The sequence below is a fragment of the Methanoregula sp. PtaB.Bin085 genome (genome assembly GCF_002067035.1).
GTDB lineage: Archaea > Halobacteriota > Methanomicrobia > Methanomicrobiales > Methanospirillaceae > Methanoregula.
Genome location: NZ_MVQB01000053.1, coordinates 55,217 through 74,672, shown reverse-complemented (window position 1 = coordinate 74,672; position 19,456 = coordinate 55,217). Strand labels below are relative to the sequence as shown.

Sequence of the window (19,456 nt, the reverse complement as noted above, 5' to 3'; positions counted from 1 at the left end):
GGCCGATTCGGTTATCCCGACAAGATCCTGGAGTAATACCGCCAATATCCGGGGAAAATACCGGAAAGAAATGACTGACAATTTCGACGTTGTCCGGTACCGTAAACGGGTCCTAGTTGAAACTAAATTCTCTGTCCTTAAACGGAGGTTCGGAGCCGACCTGAAGTCGAGATCATTCCAGATCCAGAAGAAGGAAATCGCATGTAAGATCATCCTTGCCAACCTCGACAGAATTATTCTGTTCGTCTGGATTGAGGGTTTCTACAGAGCAGATTTTATTAATTCCAATTTTTGTATCTTTTGAATTGTCTTTATAATACACTCTCGAATTTCCTCTTCCCCATTTCCCCTCCCCAGCCCGAACCGCACCGCCCAGTGCGACTCCTCCTCTGACCGGCCAATTGCAAGTAAAACATGCGACGGCTCCACGCTCGTGGTCGTACATGCCGATCCAGCTGAGAACGCAATGTCATTCTTCAGCAGATTGATCAGCGCTTTGCTCTCGATTCCAGGGAAACAGACGTTCAGATTGTGAGCAAGTCGTTTCGTCGGATGCCCATTCAGCATCACATCCGGCACAGCATCCATAAATGAATTGTACATCAGAGAAGTCCACTGCTGGTACTGCTTCTCATCTCTGCCCATCTCTTTCTCTGCTATCGCGAGCGCCTTCCCGAGCCCGACAATCCCCGGCACATTCAGGGTTCCGGACCGGAGCCCTTTCTCCTGCCCGCCACCGAACATGACGGGAGAGACTTTCACCTTGGGATTCCGCCGGCGTACATACAACCCCCCAATCCCCTTCGGCCCGTAGATCTTATGGCCGGAGAATGAGAGAAGATCGATGTTCATCGCCTCCACATCCATCGGAATATGTCCGACAGCCTGTGCCGCATCGGTGTGGAAGATTACACAGTGATCGTGAGCGATCTTCCCAATCTCTTTAATAGGGGCAATAGTCCCGATCTCATTGTTGGCCGTCATGATCGAGATCAGGACCGTTTTATCTGTAATCGCAGCTTCAACAGCGCCAGGATCAACCAATCCGTATTTATCAACCGGCAAAAACGTCACGGTCTTCCCGGTCTTCTGGAGATGCTTACAGGTGTCGAGGACCGCTTTGTGCTCGGTGACACAGGTGATGATATGATCGCCTTTCGCAGCATATTGATCGGCAACACCAAGGATTGCGATGTTATCCGATTCGGTCGCCCCGCTGGTGAAGATGATCTCATCCGCTGAAGTATTGAGGATATGAGCGCATTGTTCCCGGGCTTTTTTCACCGCATCAGCAGCAACAGCTCCATACACGTGATCAATACTGCCGGCGTTGCCAAAAGTATCGGAAAAGTAGGGGAGCATTGCTTCCAGCACGCGGGGATCGACCGGGGTTGTTGCATGATGATCCATATAGATGGGACGTTTATTTTCCATGCGAACGCTCCTCAGATTTCATGTCGGATTTTATTCCTGCTGCCTTGTGCTTCAGGAGAATCTGGAAGTCCCCAAGGCTCTTTACCTGTGTGAAGATCCCGAATACACCCCGGTTCAGATGTGCCCGAAGCTGATTGTAGAGTTCCTTCTCCGGATCGAGACGGTCTTTAATACAACGTTCTTTCACGAGCGCTATGAAGAAAGTATCCCATTCACCTGTCAGAGTGTACCGGTTCAGTTCCTGGCCCTTCTCATCGTATTCCGCAGGGTTCGGAATGGCGGGATCATTGAGAGAATAACATATCGCAATCCGGCAGAGAATATTCGGTGTCAGCCCGGTCTTCCCTTTCATCTGGTTCAGCCGGAATGTTGCCTTCTCGCTGATCCGGATCCTGTAAAATCCGCTGGATGATGTCATGATTCAGCCTCCTGCCAGAAGTATCCCGGAGAGATGGTCGTGACCCGGTCTTTTTTCGAATAATCCAGATGATAAGCCCGTGCGATATGGGGCTGCAGTACCCGGAAGTATTCCTTGTCGATCTCCGTATCCGTGGAGAAGATGATCATCTGGTCCCCGGCATGCTGGAAGAAGTCCATCACAAGATTGCCCCGGTGTTCGCTGTCAAGACGGCCGAGAGGTGTATCGATGATGAACGGCAGCTGCCGGCCGGAAGTCAGCGTGAGACCCCAGAGAAGCGAGACCGCAAAGATCTCCTTCTCACCGGCAGAGAGCAGATCCTTGGGAATCGGATGGCCGTCGGGTTCGAACAATGTGATGTTGTAATGGTCATCGATCAGGATATTACGGACATAGTCGTCCTTCCGGTTAAGGCGGTTGAAACAGGAGAGGATGTTATCACCCAGCTGATTGATCTTCTGCTGCTGAAGTTCCTTCGAATATTCATTAAGGACGCTTGTGACAGCCCGGATAAGATCGGCCTTCCGTGTTCCGCCCTTGGTGCCCTGGATCTCCTCATCCACCTTGTCCAGCCGGCGTTTCAGATCGATAATCTCGATATCGATCTGATGGATTCTCTCATCGAACGACCGGAGTTGTTCGGTGAATTTTCCGAGATTCTGGTTCAGTTCATTGAGCTTCGTAATATATGGTCCGATGATATCATCTGACGGGGCCTTATTGATCTTCTCCTCGGTCTTCGTTCGCTGGGCAGTCAGTTTTTCCAGAGTCTCCGAGAGCTGAATCATCTTTTCCGGCACTGACGAGATCGCATCGTCAATCCACTTCATGAGCTGATGATATTCATGCTGGGACACATGGTGAATAAGAGGTTTTTTCCTCACTTTCTCATCATTTGCCAGCTGCTGGTGCAGGAGGCTGGTAATCTTGAACCGCACCTTGGCTTTCTGGGTCTCCGCAACCGAGATATCCGACCAGAATGCCGGTGATTCGAGGATCTTGTTCAGTTCCCCGATATTCTTATGGATGATCTCCTGCGACCGGATACGGGACTGGATTGCATCTTCCTCTATAAGGTGCTCCTTCAGAATTTTGCAATATGCCGGGCTGATGGAGAACGGGAACAGGCCGGCACAAAGTTCGCGGATCTCATTCTGGGTATTCACCACTTCATGATCCAATCGTGTTTTCTCTTTCTTGAGGTCTTCCCGTTTCCGGGCAAAACTTCCTCCTTCCCCGGCAACGAGCTGTTCCTGTCGTTCAACTTCCCCCCGGATCTGGTCAATCTTTGTCTGGACCTGTGCCCGTTCCTGCTGCAGACTCTCCTTCTCGTGCTCGGCTTTATCGATAGAAGACTGGATCTCTTCCTGTTTTTTCTCAATTTCGGACAGCTCTGCTCCTTTCAGATTATGCCTGAGATAAATTCCCAGATCGGCTTTCAGCCGGTCAACGAGATCGAGCCCAAGGAGCGATTTAAATGATTCTTTCAGATAGACGTTCTCAGCCGTATCCTCTACCAGATTCTGGATCTTTTCCCCGTCGAAAAGGAACAGCCGGGCAAACCGGGGAGGAATCAGCTCGTTGAGCAGGTCCTGCCACTGATCCGCTTCAATGTCATGCAGGATCTCTCCGTTGCGGCGGATCGTAAGTTTCTCTGAAAAGTTCGGGTTCAATTCCCATTCACGACGGACGTGATAAGTCTGGCGAAGACCTGAGTGTGTGAAGTCAAAGGCAACTTCGATTGCCGGTTTCAGTTCCGGTTCATTTGTTTTCCCGCGGGGAACCATCTGCCGGATATACTCTTCGTATTTTGCATTGGACAGCCGGCTCCCGGGAGAATGCTGGCCGTACAGGCAGAGGAGGATCGATTCGAACAGGGTCGTCTTCCCCGCGCCATTCTTTCCTCCGATGAGGATGATTGGTTTGGGGGAGTCCTTTGTTGCAGCGGGTGTGAAGTCCAGGACATTCTTCCCACGGAAGATACGGACATTTTCCAGCGTTAATGAATGCAACTGCATCTGTCCACCTCACACATGCCGGAGACGCCGGCGTTTTTTATCAAGTGCATCAGGATTGGCAATCTGTTTTCTGACCTCTTCTTCTGTCATCCAGTCTTCAGAAAGAACCGAATCAAGTCGATTATACACAGAAGATCTTCGGGTCATTCCCTGCATCTGCTGTTCTACGTCCATCAGTTTTGTAACCAGACGAAGCGGTACCTTTTTGCTCTCGCAAATCTTCTGGAGTAATTCCTGTTCGGTTTTTGAAAATGATCCGAGATCATCCTTTGTCCAGTCGAGCGTCTCACCGGTGACGTCCTGATAGATTTTTGCAACAGAATCGTCCCAATCGCCCTTCTGAGTCATCCAGATTTTCCGGATCTCGAATAGTTCTTCCGGTAAGATTAACGTGAAATTCGGATTCGGCCCGTTCTTTCTGACACTTATCTGGGCTTCAAGTAATTTCCGGAGCAGTATTTTCTGATATTCAAATTTGTACGGTCCCCGGATGATCTCCTTTGTATCCCCCTTATCCATCCACTTGACTTTTCCGTCCATCCTCCGGTAATCGCGAACTTCCTTTTTTTTCTCAGGATTCTGCGTCTCCGCAAGTTCATTCCGTAGATCAAGGAGGGGTTCCATCCAGTCCTCGCCATTCTCGATAAGTGCTTCCATACTACGGTCTTTCTGGACGACTGTACAGACCCAGCAGCCGAATCGGCTGTTTCCGCAAGAAGAAGTCTGGGTATCTACAACGAGAGGACATTCCCCATCCTGGGCACTCTTATACAGTGCAAGAAGATCCCGGTTGTTATTCCCCCACGGGGAAGGTTTCTGGAGCAGGTATGTCCAGACATCATCAACGGAGAAATCGCGGATTGGTGTATACACATATGATTGGGGGAATCGTGAATGGTGGGCAAGTTTTGACCCTTCGATCTCGTAGAGGTTCATCACCTGATCGCGGGTTGCACTCTCACCCTTCCTTACGCCGAGAATCATCACGACTTCGCCATATTTTGTCACGCTTTCCAGAATGAACCGGTCCGCAGTACGGATCTTCAGCCGTTCCGTACACCAGCGGAACTGGGTACTTGGTGCCGGATATCCCCTGCCGATCAGATTGACCCAGAAGGAATCAATGATGCGGGGAGTGAGCCGGAATGCCGTGAAAGGAAGTTTCTGTTCTTTGGCTGCTTTGTTGATCCGTTCATGTGTTGTAATGATGTAATCGACAATCACCGGTGTTTCTACGAGGGTATCGGAAGAGATCACAAAGACCGGTTTTGTCCTCTTTTCTTCAGGAAGTTCGGCAATCGCATACCACACCAGCTGAAGGGCAGTTGTCGAATCCTTGCCGCCGCTGTACCCGATAACCCATGGTCGGGTGTCACTCAGATAAACGTCCTGGATTTCTTTGTGTAATCTGGCAAGTCCCTTCTTATCGAAGACCGACAGATCCTTCCCGTTGAGGGTCTTCTGTGGCGTCATTCTGCATTCCCGCGGATTTGTTTCAGGAAACGTTTCTCGATCTTCTCTTCATCCGGGGATAAGGGAATCTTCAGTTTCTGTTTCAGATAATTCACAGTGAGGGCGAGATTCATCTGGTTCTTCGAGATACGTCCGTTGGTCATTGCCCTTCCTTCCCAGACTTTTTCATTGGAACGCGACCAGTCAATTGCGTGAAGTTTCTTCAATTGCTCTTTCCATGAATCCGGGTATGTCTCAAGGAGGCTGTGGCCGGTGATTCCAAGAGCATGAAGTGCAACTCCATGTGCATGGACGAAATCATTACGTAGTGAACTGCTTGCGACTTCCCCTTTGATCAGCAGCTGCCAGTCCGGAATATTTTTTGTCACTTCATTCCAGAATTCACAGGCAAGTGTTTCTTCTTCTTTTGTGATTTTTTTCACTTTGGTATTCTTGCCGAGGAGGGAAGCTGTCGCCTGATAGATTGTTGAAAGGGTAAACATTTTCCTCGATCTGTTCGAAATAGATGTTTTTTCAAAATCTGTAAGATCCTTGAAAATCGGTAAAGCATTTGCCATATCTCGTACGGATTGCGCGAAGGTTTCACGGGAATCGTAGAGGATACTGATGGATTTTGTCGGTCTCACTGCATGACGGTTCAGATCAGAGAACATCTGCTGGCTCCGTTTCAGGCCGGCATCGATAAAGAAGACAACGGAGATCGTCTCGTTCCCGAGCTCCGGGCGCTGTTTCAGTGCTTCTTCAATTGCAGCCCTGCGGTGCTGGCCATCGTTGATGAGGACTTTTGCCTCCATCGGGACTTTCAGAATTCCAAGTTTCCCAGTCTGGTTTTTTGGATCCAGCGGTACAAATCTCACACGGCCATCGCTTATTGATGCAGAAATGGATGAAAAAACATAATCCCTGGGATTATTCACGATATAATTGGCAATTTCTGGAATTCTGGCCTGATTCAACACACGCTGGGCACGGATCTGAGGCGGCACTTCGGATTCATTGAAACGGAAGATTGCCGGTATCAGTTTGAGCTGGACCATCGCAGAATAGTACTCTCTCCCGGCCTGGATACCACGGATTGCAGGAAAAGAGTACACTGCGGTTTCCAGATCTTCGTTTTCATCTGGCACCGTATGTTTCATGGTTTTTTATTTTGTGGAAGTTTACATATAAGCATTTGGAAGTTGCTCTGTGAAAGTGTGGAAGTGAAAAAAAATGCTGGAACTTGCTATATCGCCATCCGGTATCTATCCCCATGGGATTCACGATTCATGTGGCAATTTTTTATGAAGGAAATAATTTATTAATCAGAGGGGTAGTTCGTATTTCTATGGAAACTGAACCAGTTAATGATCTAACAATAGAGTTAGTGGTGGATCCCTCTTTTTGCATCCCTCTTACCATAACACTAACAAATCAGGGTATTACCTATTGCGGAAATCTTGAGCTCAATGGTTTCCCTATCGAACCCGAGGTCAGTGAGGAAATATCAATATCCCCTTTTGATTTCAAGGATTTTACAGACGAAATTATGATAAGTAACTTTCCAATTATCCCGGAATTCTCGATGGGTTGTGATGGAACAACCTACACAATCCGGATAAAAAACGGTTTTAATTATGCTGAATATTCCTGGTGGGATACCTGCCCTGAGGGATGGGAAAAATTGGGTAATTTGGCGGAAAAGCTCATAAACTTCTGCAAAAAGAAATCACAAGAAGAAAATAAAAAATGATTCAAGACGGTTTCACCTTTTTTCTTGGTTCGACTTGTGGTTATACTTTCGGGGCTAGCCCACGTAGCTATGTGTGGGACACCGATGAGCTTAAGATCTCATAATATCCTTTCTTTTTTTTAATCACCAAAACCCTTCCAAACTCTTTATTTTCCCTGCCGCCTTAGGGGAATTATCCTTAAATCACAAAACCAGGTCCTGAATAAATGGCAATCCGGATATTCATCGGTAATACATCAGAAAACCGACACGAGATCCTCCAGCAGCACGAGATCATCGATGTCCTGAAAAAGGAGCATTTCGATGACGATATCTACCTGTTGCTGAATTTTAATGTGAAAGACTCGACGGAAATTGACTGTGTCATCTTCACTTCATCAGGGCCGGTGTTACTCGAGCTGAAAAAGATATCAGGAGAGATTCACGGAGAATTGAATGGAGACTGGAAAGCAGTAAAAAAGAACGGGAATGAGTATATCCTCCCCAGGAACCTCCTCCACCAGCTGAAAAAGGAGCGGAGTAAATTCAACCAGTCACTGTTAGCAAGTGTCAGGCCGCTTCTTGCGGATGTCAAAGAAGAAGACATCATGAGGACAGAAGCGTGGGGGTATTTTCCCAAGGGCAGCGTGTACAAAGGATCTATCACCAGAAGTGAAGTGTCGTGGTTTGATTTGGTAACCATGGACACACTTGGTTCGAAATTATTTTTTGAAAATGCTCCATTAATCTACACGAATGCTGTTAGGGAGAAGTTCATCTCTGATCTCCATCTAACGGAATTTTCCGGGGATATCCTCCCGTGCGATCAGTATGATGTTGAAGATGAAGTGACGGTTTATGAAACAGCTGAACCTCCAGCACCGTACAATTCGACAACTGACACAGAACCACTGGCCCAGAAATTCTGCCTGCTCGAGAGCTCACTGACTACATCAACCATCAAACTGTTCAGCTATGCAAAACAGATCCCCGAAGGCCCGCAGAGGATCCGCGGGGTTGCCGGATCAGGTAAGACAATGCTGTTGTGCCAGAAAGCTGCGCACATGCATTCCGAGCATCCGGAATGGGACATTGCGCTTGTCTTCTATACCCAGTCCCTGTATCATGAGATCGAACAGAGAGTGAGGGAAAGCGTTGGCAGGCTTGGAGGCACCTGGGATCCCAATAAACTCAGGATACTCCATGCGTGGGGCAGCATGAAAAAACCCGGGTTCTATTCGACAATCCGTGATTTTCATCAAGCAAAAAAGATCCCCAACGACCAGATCCCGTACAGTTATGGTGTCGATGAGCTTGCCTTCCTGTCAAAGAAACTCCTTGAAACAACCCGTATTGCTCCGATGTTCGATGCGGTCCTGATCGACGAGGGCCAGGATCTCATCACGGAAAAACCGGAATTACTCCATAACGGCAAGCAGCCGATCATCTGGCTTGCCTACCAGGCATTAAAATCCCTCAACCCGGATAACAAGCTTATCCGGCGGCTCATCTGGGCATATGATGAATACCAGTGCACATTCTCCCAGAAAATTCCTACTGCAGGCGAACTTTTCGGTAATGATCCCGATCTCATGAAAGCATTTTCCGGCATGGACAAGAACGGTGTCCGACGAAGTGTCATCATGAAGAAATGCTGCCGGACACCAGGACCGGTATTAGTCGCAGCGCATACACTCGGGATGGGGCTCCTTTACAAGGATGGTATGCTGGCCGGACCGACTTCAAAGGAAGAATGGGAAGCTCTTGGGTACGAAGTAGACGGGGTGTTCCGGGCCAACAATGAGATTACATTGTCCCGTCCTGAGAGGAATTCCCGGAATATATTATCAAGAGCATATCCCTCATTCCCGTTTGTCGGATTCAAAGGACCATTTGTTTCAAAACAAGAGGAGTATGCAGCTCTCGCATCATCGATCGAAAAGATGTGCCGGGAGGATTATCTTGACCCCATGCGGCAATTATTAATCATTCCTCTGGACTTTACCCGTGAAAACCTGCATATTATGGCTGAGGAGTTAGCGAAGAAGAAGATCAATTACTACAACGTCACAGCTCCGGTAAAAAATGTCATAGATTTCCATACGATACATGGCATCCTCGATAAATTCCGCGAAGAATTTTGTGTAACGATAAGTTCGGTTGCCCGTGCGAAAGGAAATGAATCGGATGTTGTGTTTGTCACCGATTTGGAAAAAGTTGCCAGGAATGAGGCGGATGTCAACCTGAGAAACCAGCTGTTCATATCCATGACAAGAACGAGGGGACTTGTCAATATCAGCGGAACTGGTGAGTACCCATTGTACAACGAATTGCGGGAAATCATTCAGTCAAGTGATCAGATTAAATTCACATACCGGGGAAAACCGAAGATCGCAAGAAATTGTTATGATGAGGAGGTGTCGGACACACGCGGATACCAGGAAGAATTGGCTGTCCACTAGTCCGGTCTGCCGTTATTATACTTTAGGAGCTGGTATTCCTGCGAGATCTCTACAGCCCCGCGGAGGAGGGCGTACTTGTAGGTTGTGTCCTTGCTGTCCCGCTCGATAATCGTGTTGATCGTTTTGAAATTCTGGAGATCAAACGATTGCATAGGGAAGAGATATCGGGCTGAGGGCTTGTTTTTTTCGATTGAGACTCCTGCTGACCAGCACACTCCGATATCAGGCCCGGTGCAGGATCTCCAGCTGTTTCCCCAGCCCCAGCCGCTGATATGTAAAAACCGCCATTTCAACGTCACGGGGACGCCAGTCGTTATACCGCGATAGATGGTTGAGAATTTCTGCACTCTCACGGCACCATCCGACCCACCGGATATACCGGGGGAGATCGTTTTCAATCGTCGGAGTCATGATCGGAAAAGCGATTAGGGTATTCTTCCGGCCCGTATTGTGTTCTTTAAGATTGCCATTTATCCATGAGATGACAACCGTATCAATCATTGGCAGGATCTCCGGATACGCAAGCGATGTAAAAGTGAGCGGGATAATAAGCTTGTTCCGGATCCTGATATGGCCAGCAATCCGTTGATAATTCTTCATTACATCGTGGATATTGTCATGGTTAAGGGCATCGACAAAATCCGATATCTCCGTCCAGAATGCATACGGAGATGTTTTTTTCAGGATATCAATCGCGGAATTATACCAGCTGTTCGAATCCAGCGCCGGGTCTTTCACTCTTTTGGAAAATAATTTCCAGAACAGGACTTCGATATAGACTTCACAATGGTTCCGGGCAAGTGTCCGGAAGCGGTTTTCAAATTGTATTGTAACATCCCTTCCGCCTTTGGATTGAAGATTGAAAAATTCTTCAGGGAATTCTTTTTTCCTGTGGAACTGACGTAAATCGAAGGGATAACAATAGCTGTCCCGTGCCTGATCCCATTGAATGCTTTCCATACTCTTTCAAAGGTTGATCGGTTTTTCATGAAATAGGTTTTTTATTTAGAAAACCGGCTGGGTATGCGTAAGAATATATCCTGATATTGAATATAGATCGCTGACTGATGTTCTGCCCAAAATGCAAGTCAATGATGATACCTTCAGCGGGGATGTTAAAATGCCGGACCTGTGGTTATTGTACGCCATTTCAGCGGTACGACAAGCCGGCGGAGTTGAAAAAATCAGTGGAGACTCCCATAAAAAACAGGAGCCGCCTTGATACATCTGTCCGGATTACCAAGTTCGCCAGTGAAAAAATCAAATGCCCGTCGTGCGGTTCATCCCAGTACTTGTGTCATGGAAAACATCCTATACCCAATGCAGATTATGAGGCTGTTGATCAGGGGTTTCTGGTGCAGTGTGAACAATGCGGGTATGAATGGTTTTACCGTTATGTCTAGTCCAGGTAAAAAAAAGATTTTCCAGGTTCCCCTTTCCTTGATACTTCCCAACTCCCGGCCGAAAATTCAACATGCTTGTTCCGGCTTGCCTTTGCGGAAAGACGGTCGGGGATGCATTCGGCCATGTGTGCTCGGAAGAGGGATTCATTTTTGTAACGTTAAGGGTTTGGGTTTTTTTCACACTTGCCTAACACAGCCCCCCCCTCACCCCACGGATCTCAGCTGAAAACCGCGCCCGCTCATCCCGGATCCCGGATTCGATCCAAGAGAGCAGCTCCCCGGCCGGTTATCTTTTCACACACATGACCTTCCGGGCAAAAGCCAGGGCGAATTTGTCCCGGTCTATCGTGAACCTGTACTGCCCGCGGTCAACAACAGCGATGCACCGGTTCCTGCACCGGAGGACTGCCCTGGCATCCTCTTCATTCGTACACTCATGGTACTCGACGCTGTCGGTATTGAGGAACTCCCTGCAGAACCGGGCCACCCATGCAGCATCGATCCTGGTAACCCCATGTTTATTGGCCTGCTGCAGGTACACAGCGAGCCCAGTTGTGTACCTTTCCCACGCCTCCTTCAGCACCGTTTCATATTCATCTCCAAGGGGAATCTCATTTTCCCGGCTGATGCCACAGGCTGCAGATGCACAATACTCCGGATAGACACGGTCCAGCTCCTCAATCAGCCTGTCCAGTTTTGCCCTGCCGATGAATGTCTGCTTTGAATTTCTGGACGTTCCGACAAAGATTATCTGCCGGATCCCTGTTGTGCTGGAGATAAACACAAGGTAAAAATACAACAGTTCCAGGTTCCAGGACCGGCCGTCATACAGGTCAAGCAGGTACTGGGTGCACCCCCTCTGCTGCAGGATGCGTATCCTCTCTATCACGCCATCGGGAGATACCTTCCTGCTGCCCGGTAATTCTCCATCACCTTCCACATGATCCAGTTTCAGTTCGTCCCAGGAACAGGACATGTCCATCTTCATATCAGAAAAGCTGACGGAAAAACCCATGTAGGAAAAACCGGTCAGGTGTTTTTTAAAAAACAGGATCAGTTCCGGCAGGAACGGCGGCAGGATACAGACTGTTGCCAGAAATACCGCCCAGACAGGATTTTTAAAGTTGTCATTGTATTTTGGTCCTTCCAGGACGACCAGGAGAAAGATGAGGAGGAATGTTCCGGTCAATGCATAGGCTAGGAAGACCGGATTTTCGAGTCCTGAGAATTTCCCCCGCTCTCCATCATCAGTCATACCATGTGTCTGCCGGCAACGTCTCATATGATGCAGGCTGTATTATATTTTTCTTCCGCATTTTTTTCACAAGAATACGTACGGTTTTCATGGATGGAAACCCGGCGTGAAACATAATTCTCCGAACACGCATCTCTTCCGGTTTTTGATCATGGTCTCTTTGGCGGATCGCTGCCATCCAACGGCGATTTTTACCCGTTTTGGTAAAAATATCCGGCCACATCCCGCGTCAGGAACTCCCCCTATCCCACCAGCCCTGCTCCCCGAGCCGGCCCAGCGCCAGGGACAGGGTCCCGAAACAGATGCCGGTGCCAAGGAAGATCTCCTTGGATGTTGACCCGGGGTTGTACAGGATGTAGACGAGGGCCCGGCTGTCGCTGTCCCGGGGGACGGCAGCCCGGAGCAGCCGGACATACGTCTCCTGCTCATCGCTCAGGTACGTGAGTTCGCCGGACTCCATGGATTTTCACCCTTGCCTGTGCTCAGGTTACCGGTACAGAGATAATGTTGTTATGGTCCTGCCGGCAGCAGCATAGTCCCCTCACTTCGCCTTCACCGCAGTAATAATCCCCGCAGCATCTCTCGTTGCCACGTACTCCTTCCTGATCCCCGCCAGATCGATCGTGAGCACCCCGCCGCTCTCTGACCAGAAGATCCGGTCTGTGGTCTCGGTCGAAATGGTCACGTTGCCGGCGGGCATTTCCGTGAGGACCCGGCGCTTCCCCGGCTCGGGCACCGTTTTGTCAATGCGGAAATTGTAGCTCTTCGAGAGGCCGGTGCCGTTGGCATACAGGATGAACCAGGTGCCCCAGCCGAAGCCTTCGTCCGGGAAGTACGCTCCCCGCTCCTGGACAGCGCAGATGACATCACCGCCGGCAGCCGGGGGGATGAACCGGGCGGATAACGCCTGTGCGGAATGCTGTGCCGACGGCGTGTCTTCCGGCCCGAGGCTCCTGTACGCGACCTGCTCCCTCACGCCGTCCTTGTATACCATGGTCGCGATCACCAGCGTCCTCCATGCCGGCGTCAGCGTGTCGTTCAGGGGAATGAGGATCTCCGGTTTGTCCCCGAACTCCGAGGCCGGGAACTCCCGCACGATACGCTCCCCGGCGCCCGGGCCTTCCGGGATGATCTCGACCTGCAGGGCCTGCACGTCATCGAGTGTGATCCCGTGTACCCCGCAGCCGCCCCGGTAACAGCCCGGGCTGTAGTACAGGTGGATGACCGCATCGCTGCCGCTTTGGGTCACCTGGCCCATGAACGGGAGGCAGGACGCACAGTTCATGAACACCAGGCCGGATGCGAGAAAGAGAATTCCTGCAACAAGAAGGAGACCGGCGATGGCGATTGCAACAGTGATTGCCTTGTTCCGTTCCATGGCCGTATCCCGTAACACCCGGTGGATATTTTGGTGTATTCACAGTATCCGTTACGCCCGCAAAAAAGGTTTGGATGTATGGCGCGGGTCCGGGGCACGGTATGCCGCCGGCATCCGGGAGTACCAGTGATTACCGGAACTATTTCGTGAATAGTACCGGGAATGGCGTGGGGAATGGTACACCCGGAGTACTCCGATCACGCCGCTTGTGTCCGGATTGGTTACCCGGGCAAAAAACCTCACCCCGGAGGAACATTTTACGTTCCTTCCATACAGCCCTGTTCCTTTGGAATTTTTTCAATCAGGCCGCAATAATCTCTCCGAATTTTCAAAAAACCGCTCACATATACAAGGCCATAATCCATTCGGTTCCATGGTTTTTTGTCAAAGGGCCCGATGAACCGAAGCAGGGGCGGACCACTCCTGCCAGATCAGAGAGGTTTCCCAAAACCCCGCTGAGGAGAATCGGTGAGGTTCGGAGAACCTCTCCGAAGAGAAGTGAGGCAATATGTCGAACTTCGAAGGATGACACACCATCCTTCGACCAGAGACCCGCTTCGGATCTCAAATCAGAATGAAAAGAAAAACAGGAGGAAAAACACAATGGCAGATTTCGTACAGAAAACCATAACCAAGACCGCGGTCCGCGAACTCGCGACCCCGATCGCAGATGTATCGGCATTCGACAGCATCGTGCAGGCAGTCATCACGGCAAACCCGTTCGGCTGCGTTGCCTATACCGAGGCCGGTGTCATGCACCCGCCGGTGGAGAAGTCGAAGGAGACCTATGTTGCAAAGGTCGTGTACCAGGATGCCCTGGCAAAACCCGTGGGGAACCAGTCCGGCAAGTTCAGCAGCATCGCCGGGTTCAATGCCGGTGCAGCAGCGCTCCTCGCGGACACTGCACTCACGGCAGCTCACGGTGGCACACCAGTTCGCGATCCGGCAAGTGAGACCTATTCGGCCACGCTCCGGTGCCGTGACCCCAACGGGGAGCTGTACATGGTGACCATCGCCCGCGACCGCGTGAACCTCACGTCCTACTCGGACGACGCCATCCGCACCAAGGTCGAGACCTGGGCGGATTCGGTGGCGGCGCTCGCGTAAGCCGAACTCTGAAAGGGTGAGGCTGGAGAATGAAAAACGTCGTGAAAATCCTGTAAGGGGATTGACGACCCCCCTCTTGTGCCACCAGTCCCCCCATTGGGGGGACGGGGCACAGTGGGATGGGACGCGACCCGGGTTTCGGGATTTCGGAAAAAAACCGGAAGCCGGAATTTCGAAAGAATTCCCGGACCCGGTAATCCCGTCCCCTCGCAATGCGGGGGATGCCCACGCGGCGGGGGCGGAGCGTAAGAGGAGCCCCCAAGAGCGTCAAATCCCTTCCGGAATTTTCGAGTAAAAGAGTGAAACGGAGAGGGGACCTGCCGTCTCCTCTCCGGAAAACAAAAGGAGGCCGAAGGACGGCTGATGCCGTCCTTCTCTTCCTTCATGTTTCAGGGAAACATTCAGGAGGTAACACACTATGGAACTGGAAATCACAGCAGTCGTCCTGACCGCGGTGCTCCCCCTCTACCCGTGCCTGTTTGCGATCCACCAGCGGATCGGCAGATTCGACGAGGTGGCGGAGGAGTTCCGCAGGCTGCAGGACGAACATGACCGGCTGAAGGAGGCGTGCCATGAGCACTGAGACAACGCCCGTCGCGACCGTAACCGGCCTATATCGTGGCACAGCTTCGGGTCTTGAGCTGCTGACGAGAGAAACGCCACTCACACAGGATGAGGTCCGGCGGAACCCGGTCTTCTACGAGCTTGAGCTCGCGGAGGATGCGGAAGATGCTGATCTGATCGTGGATATCGTGTACGACAACATGCGACCGCAGCGCCTGCAGGACCTTTTCCGCGGGACCGACATTCCTAGAGGGATGCGGTTCTGGCCGGACTGGTTTGAGATCCCGCCGTACCGCGAGATGCGGGACGTGACCGGCCGGCGGGTGTACCCGCGGGCGCCGGGGATCCACACGGTCCGGATCCGGACCGCCCGCAGACTCCGGAGCCAGCCGGTCCGGGAACGCGACTTCTCACCGGCAAACCGGGGATATACGAGCCCGGTGTTCGAGATCGCTATTTCAGCGGAAGGTGAGGACGACGGCTGATACGGCAGATCACAAGACCCGGATCGCGGGAAGAGCAGCAATCTTCGCAATCAGCTGCATGCCGGAGGCAGATAATGGCTGAGGAAATCCCGAAGGACCTGGTGCCGGCATCTCCCCGGCAGGAACCGGCCTGCGGCCCCGCTCTCTCGGCGGCAACCCGCACCTTCTGCCGGGGCGTGCTCCACGCGATCGGCATGTTCGACCCGGCAGTGATGACGGAAGAAGAAAAGGCCGAAGACCCGGCGGAGTACCGCACCTGGTTCTGCGCCGGCGAGACCTGCATGGCAGTGCTGCTGGCGCTCAACATCGCGGTGCCAGCGTTCTTCTGGTTTGCCGGCCTTGCGCCGCTGCCGCTCGCGTTCATCGCAGCAGCCGTGCTCTTCCTGCCGCTGTTCGTGTTCCTGCCCAAGCTCATCCGCTACGCCGTTAAGGCGGACACGGATGCAGTGCTGGAGGCGTTCGGGAAGAATGAGCAGACGAAGAAGGTCTTCTGGGCGTTGTTCGTGGTGGTTGCCGGGCTCGTGCTGGCGGAGGTGGCGGACCCGGCACTCGCTGAGAAGATCGCGGGGATTCTGGCCGGGATGGTGACGTGAAGAGAACAGGAGGAGGCTCGCCTCCTGCTCCATCCAGCCATTTTTTCCCGGATATGGCCTGGCGTTCCAGGAAAATCACGGAACAGGATTTTTCTCCTGCGAAAGGATTCTATGTCCAAAGACCAATATAATAGTACAGAAATGTCTTCATCAACGCATTCAGTTGAAGAGAAGATTCGCAGTCTTCCTCCCGAACTGCGCGACGAGGCAATCCACTACATCGACGAACTGGTCCGGCGTTCGAAGAAACGATCGCCATCCACCTTCCGTTGTGTTGCCGAAGGCTCTCTTGCATATCTCGGCAACCGTTATTCATCCGTGGACCTCCAGCATAAGGCCAATGAGTGGCGGGATTAACGTGTATCTCATTGATACCAATATTTTCCTCGAGTATATTCTCAAACGGCAGCATGTCCGTGAAGTAAGAGACTTTTTTTACCGGGTTGATCCTGCATTGCTCCATATGACGGATTTCTCCCTGCATACGCTGGGGGTTATTTACCTGCGGGAACAGAAGGCTGGTGATTTCCTTACATTCATCAACGAGGATATCCTCGCGAGCGGGATTCGGATTCTCTCGCTCGATCCGGACAATTTTGCCAAAATTGCTGAAGTATCAACACGGTTCCATCTTGACTTCGATGATGCCTACCAATACACCATCGCTGACCTGAACAACCTGACAATCGTCAGCTATGACCGTGATTTTGACCGGACTGAGAAGGGCAGAAGAGAACCACAGGATCTGCTGACGTAATTTTTCACATCCTTCGGTAACGTTCCGCTATGCGGGCACCGGGGTATGAATACCGGCCCGGTAATTTTTTTTAAGGCCTGTATTCCGCCGGGACCGGGCTCCGGGGATCACCCGTCTTCCGCCTTCCGGAAATCACGCTTTGCCTGTCCCTTCTGGAACCGCAGGCTGTCGATCGTGTCATAATACCGGATATTTTCGAGCAGGGTACGGACACCGGCAAGGCCCGCATCCGCATACACGGCTCCGACCAGGGCTTTAAAACAACCGGCCAGGATCTTCGTACCATCCTTCGCCCAGATCTGCGTATCGAATTCATCCGTCCCCCAGATGATATATTTCTGGAGGATGATGCAGTCCAGGGAAAACTCGTGGAGGATGTCGTTGGCGCTGTACCATTCCCGGCAGCCGCTGATGATCCTCCTGATCTGTCTCCGGTTCATGGTTTCATACCCAAGGAACGTATGAATAAAATGATCGTAAATGGCAAAATCGAGAATTTTATCGCCAAGGGTATCGATCCCGTTCTGGAACCCGGCCATCCGGTAATCCTGCGGGAAATCCTTATGGTGGTATGCTGCCCTGCGGAGGAGAGCCCGGATGAGCAGGTTGCGGTTGTGGAACGGGAACCCCACGAGTTCCTGTTCGATCGTAATACAATTTTTCGCGATAACTGATGTCCAGTGTATCGACACCGTGCACCACTCCCTTCCATAGCCCCGTACACCTGCCAGACATAAGAACCCCGCTATTCTCCTCAGAGACTCCGGATGCGGCCGGCACGGGAGGCGACTCGTCCGCAGGCACCGCGCTCGCGGAGGGGGTTGAGCCGGTAGTAGCCCAGGCGGTGCTCGCGGCGCTGACCGGAATCTGATCGCCCCGTTTTTTGGCCGGTATATATCCGGCAAAAAGATGATGAAAGAGGACAATGAATACTATTCAGGAACAGCCACGGGAAATGGGATATATGCCAAAACACAGTCTGAATAAAAAGATCCGTGAATCTGTCATCGCAATCCTGGAGAAGCATGGTGCCGAACGGATTGCCGTATTTGGATCATACGCGAGGGGGGAGGCAGGGAAAAAGAGCGATATTGACCTCCTGGTCCGGTTCAGGACCCCGAAAAGCCTGATCCAGCTTGTACAGATCGAGGATGAGATCAAAAAGGCCACCCATACGAACGTGGATCTGGTGACAGAGAATGCTGTCAGCCCGTATCTCGCGGGCCCGATCCGCCGCGATGAAGTGGTGATCTTTGGATGAAGCCGGAAGATCCGGCGTACCTCCATCATATCCTTGATGCCATAAACCATATCGAGGATTTCTCCCGCACCATCACATCCGCATCTGACCTCCGGGATCGCCCGCTCGAACGCGCCGGGATCGAACGCATGCTCACGATCATCGGGGAAGCAGCCAAGAATGTCTCGTCCTCGCTCCGGAAGGAATACCCGGATATTCCGTGGAAGGCGACGGCCGGGATGCGGGATAAGATCATGCACCATTATTTCGGAGTGGATTACGAGGCGGTGTTCGAAACGATCAGAAACGATCTTCCCGTCCTGAAAACCGGGGTAGTCGCGATTCTCTCCGGTGAGTCACATAAACAGGGAAAGAAAAAAAACGCACAACGGAAGACCGGATAATCCCTTCCGGTATTCCTGTCGGGTCAGCATTCGGCTTCTCCTGATCGCAGCAGCCGCACCCGGAACGATGGCCTCGTCCCGGTGGTGGTGGCGGACCCGGCAGCGGCGGAGACGATCCTCACTCGATGACCGGGACATGAATCACCCTTTTTTATACCCTGAAACAATATCTCAGATTTCCCAGATACTCTCCGGGCAATCTGCTCTCACAGAATTGACCCAGACACCAATTCAGCAGACACTGTCTGCGGAATTGCCGGTAATAACAACAAGTAGAACCAATTCGGCAGACACTGTCTGCCCAATGTCTTTTACTGATGCCATCGTCCCATGTGTGCAGGACCCGCTTGCACAAATCATCCAGACAAAGCGCAGCAGGCTGCTGCACAAAGACCGGGATCATCCCTTCCCCTTTCAACCACAAAGACCAGAAATCAATCCGGAAAAATCTCAGTACGATACGTTCAGGATAACAAGATACTGGATGAAGCATGATTCGGCCTGGGACAGGAGACACCTGAACAAGGAGTTCCGGCTGAAGGAAAAACAGTACTTCCGGCGCTTCGGGGAATTTCTGAGAAAGTGCAAATCCCGCGGGTGGAAAACGTGGTGACGGGTGAGGAGGATCCAGAGAAAAAACTTCCGGGACTGTCTGATTGCTGCCAGTGCGTTGCTGAAGGATCTCTTGCATATTTCAGCAGTGCCTGTTCATCCGTTGACCTCCAGCATAAGGCCAATACGTGGAGGGATTCCT

24 protein-coding genes are annotated in these 19,456 nt (G+C 51.4%); 13 read left to right on the top strand and 11 right to left on the bottom strand.

Annotation, left to right across the window (positions count from 1 at the left end):
* Positions 1 to 304 (top strand): transposase (locus A4E33_RS11610; RefSeq protein WP_363054311.1); only part of this gene is annotated, 304 nt, incomplete at its 5' end.
* Here A4E33_RS11610 and A4E33_RS11605 read toward each other — a convergent pair.
* From A4E33_RS11605 to dndB, 5 genes are read right to left on the bottom strand one after another with little or no spacing between them, the layout of a single operon-like run.
* Complete coding sequence (locus A4E33_RS11605) at positions 262 to 1,434, bottom strand: cysteine desulfurase family protein (protein ID WP_292348325.1); 1,173 nt, start codon at positions 1,432 to 1,434, stop codon at positions 262 to 264. The two genes, A4E33_RS11610 and A4E33_RS11605, sit on opposite strands and share 43 nt — an antisense overlap.
* A complete protein-coding gene (gene dndE / locus A4E33_RS11600) occupies positions 1,424 to 1,852 on the bottom strand; it encodes a DNA sulfur modification protein DndE (protein WP_292348323.1) in 429 nt (142 codons plus the stop codon). The genes A4E33_RS11605 and dndE overlap by 11 nt, the downstream gene beginning before the upstream one ends.
* A complete protein-coding gene (dndD, locus tag A4E33_RS11595) occupies positions 1,849 to 3,870 on the bottom strand; it encodes a DNA sulfur modification protein DndD (protein ID WP_292348321.1) in 2,022 nt (673 codons plus the stop codon). Before dndD ends, dndE begins: the two co-directional genes overlap by 4 nt.
* Before the next feature lie 9 nt (positions 3,871 to 3,879).
* Entirely contained in the window at positions 3,880 to 5,343 is a 1,464-nt protein-coding gene (gene dndC / locus A4E33_RS11590; RefSeq protein WP_292348319.1) for a DNA phosphorothioation system sulfurtransferase DndC, read from the bottom strand.
* Entirely contained in the window at positions 5,340 to 6,482 is a 1,143-nt protein-coding gene (dndB, locus tag A4E33_RS11585) for a DNA sulfur modification protein DndB (RefSeq protein WP_292348317.1), read from the bottom strand. Before dndB ends, dndC begins: the two co-directional genes overlap by 4 nt.
* 188 nt (positions 6,483 to 6,670) lie before the next feature.
* Between dndB and A4E33_RS11580 the strand changes: the two genes are divergently transcribed.
* Both A4E33_RS11580 and A4E33_RS11575 read left to right on the top strand, forming a co-directional pair.
* Positions 6,671 to 7,075 (top strand): hypothetical protein, encoded by a 405-nt coding sequence (locus A4E33_RS11580; protein ID WP_292348315.1) that lies wholly within the window; start codon positions 6,671 to 6,673, stop codon positions 7,073 to 7,075.
* 206 nt (positions 7,076 to 7,281) lie between these two features.
* Complete coding sequence (locus A4E33_RS11575; protein ID WP_292348313.1) at positions 7,282 to 9,516, top strand: nuclease-related domain-containing DEAD/DEAH box helicase; 2,235 nt, start codon at positions 7,282 to 7,284, stop codon at positions 9,514 to 9,516.
* Here A4E33_RS11575 and A4E33_RS11570 read toward each other — a convergent pair.
* Positions 9,513 to 9,668: a hypothetical protein gene (locus tag A4E33_RS11570; RefSeq protein WP_292348311.1), complete on the bottom strand. Its 156-nt coding sequence runs from the start codon at positions 9,666 to 9,668 to the stop codon at positions 9,513 to 9,515. The genes A4E33_RS11575 and A4E33_RS11570 overlap by 4 nt on opposite strands.
* 70 nt (positions 9,669 to 9,738) lie before the next feature.
* Positions 9,739 to 10,476 carry a hypothetical protein gene (locus A4E33_RS11565; RefSeq protein ID WP_292348309.1) on the bottom strand — a complete coding sequence of 246 codons (738 nt, stop codon included), beginning with the start codon at positions 10,474 to 10,476 and terminating at the stop codon, positions 9,739 to 9,741.
* A 107-nt stretch (positions 10,477 to 10,583) separates the two neighbouring features.
* Between A4E33_RS11565 and A4E33_RS14760 the strand changes: the two genes are divergently transcribed.
* On the top strand, positions 10,584 to 10,919 hold the full coding sequence (locus A4E33_RS14760; RefSeq protein WP_363054306.1) for a hypothetical protein: 336 nt from the start codon (positions 10,584 to 10,586) through the stop codon (positions 10,917 to 10,919).
* A 286-nt stretch (positions 10,920 to 11,205) separates the two neighbouring features.
* Here A4E33_RS14760 and A4E33_RS11560 read toward each other — a convergent pair whose 3' ends face one another.
* The 3 genes from A4E33_RS11560 to A4E33_RS11550 form a co-directional block, all read right to left on the bottom strand.
* Positions 11,206 to 12,174: a hypothetical protein gene (locus A4E33_RS11560; protein WP_292348307.1), complete on the bottom strand. Its 969-nt coding sequence runs from the start codon at positions 12,172 to 12,174 to the stop codon at positions 11,206 to 11,208.
* Positions 12,175 to 12,403: 229 nt separating this feature from the next.
* Positions 12,404 to 12,634, bottom strand: coding sequence for a hypothetical protein (locus A4E33_RS11555; RefSeq protein WP_292348305.1), 231 nt, complete (start codon positions 12,632 to 12,634; stop codon positions 12,404 to 12,406).
* Positions 12,635 to 12,715: 81 nt separating this feature from the next.
* Entirely contained in the window at positions 12,716 to 13,552 is an 837-nt protein-coding gene (locus A4E33_RS11550) for a hypothetical protein (RefSeq protein ID WP_292348303.1), read from the bottom strand.
* Between the two features lie 603 nt (positions 13,553 to 14,155).
* Here A4E33_RS11550 and A4E33_RS11545 point away from each other — a divergent pair.
* The 6 genes from A4E33_RS11545 (at position 14,156) to A4E33_RS11520 (ending at position 17,058) form a co-directional block, all read left to right on the top strand.
* Positions 14,156 to 14,659 (top strand): hypothetical protein, encoded by a 504-nt coding sequence (locus A4E33_RS11545; RefSeq protein ID WP_292348301.1) that lies wholly within the window; start codon positions 14,156 to 14,158, stop codon positions 14,657 to 14,659.
* 418 nt (positions 14,660 to 15,077) lie between these two features.
* Positions 15,078 to 15,242, top strand: coding sequence for a hypothetical protein (locus A4E33_RS11540; RefSeq protein WP_292348299.1), 165 nt, complete (start codon positions 15,078 to 15,080; stop codon positions 15,240 to 15,242).
* A complete protein-coding gene (locus tag A4E33_RS11535) occupies positions 15,232 to 15,708 on the top strand; it encodes a hypothetical protein (protein ID WP_292348297.1) in 477 nt (158 codons plus the stop codon). Before A4E33_RS11540 ends, A4E33_RS11535 begins: the two co-directional genes overlap by 11 nt.
* 74 nt (positions 15,709 to 15,782) lie before the next feature.
* On the top strand, positions 15,783 to 16,301 hold the full coding sequence (locus tag A4E33_RS11530) for a hypothetical protein (RefSeq protein ID WP_292348295.1): 519 nt from the start codon (positions 15,783 to 15,785) through the stop codon (positions 16,299 to 16,301).
* 111 nt (positions 16,302 to 16,412) lie between these two features.
* Positions 16,413 to 16,658 carry a DUF2281 domain-containing protein gene (locus A4E33_RS11525; RefSeq protein WP_292348293.1) on the top strand — a complete coding sequence of 82 codons (246 nt, stop codon included), beginning with the start codon at positions 16,413 to 16,415 and terminating at the stop codon, positions 16,656 to 16,658.
* Positions 16,642 to 17,058: a PIN domain-containing protein gene (locus tag A4E33_RS11520; RefSeq protein WP_292348291.1), complete on the top strand. Its 417-nt coding sequence runs from the start codon at positions 16,642 to 16,644 to the stop codon at positions 17,056 to 17,058. Before A4E33_RS11525 ends, A4E33_RS11520 begins: the two co-directional genes overlap by 17 nt.
* A 107-nt stretch (positions 17,059 to 17,165) precedes the next feature.
* Here the strand turns inward: A4E33_RS11520 and A4E33_RS11515 are convergent, their stop codons facing one another.
* Complete coding sequence (locus A4E33_RS11515; RefSeq protein ID WP_292348289.1) at positions 17,166 to 17,750, bottom strand: ribonuclease III domain-containing protein; 585 nt, start codon at positions 17,748 to 17,750, stop codon at positions 17,166 to 17,168.
* Positions 17,751 to 18,022: 272 nt separating this feature from the next.
* On the opposite strand from A4E33_RS11515, the gene A4E33_RS11510 reads away from it, so the two are divergent.
* From A4E33_RS11510 to A4E33_RS11500, 3 genes are all read left to right on the top strand, one after another.
* Positions 18,023 to 18,319, top strand: coding sequence for a nucleotidyltransferase family protein (locus A4E33_RS11510; protein WP_394334381.1), 297 nt, complete (start codon positions 18,023 to 18,025; stop codon positions 18,317 to 18,319).
* The gene (locus A4E33_RS11505; RefSeq protein ID WP_363054302.1) at positions 18,316 to 18,702 is read left to right on the top strand and encodes a DUF86 domain-containing protein; all 387 of its coding nucleotides are present in this window, start codon (positions 18,316 to 18,318) and stop codon (positions 18,700 to 18,702) included. The genes A4E33_RS11510 and A4E33_RS11505 overlap by 4 nt, the downstream gene beginning before the upstream one ends.
* A 214-nt stretch (positions 18,703 to 18,916) precedes the next feature.
* Entirely contained in the window at positions 18,917 to 19,315 is a 399-nt protein-coding gene (locus A4E33_RS11500; protein ID WP_292348287.1) for a hypothetical protein, read from the top strand.
* Positions 19,316 to 19,456: the final 141 nt, after the last annotated feature.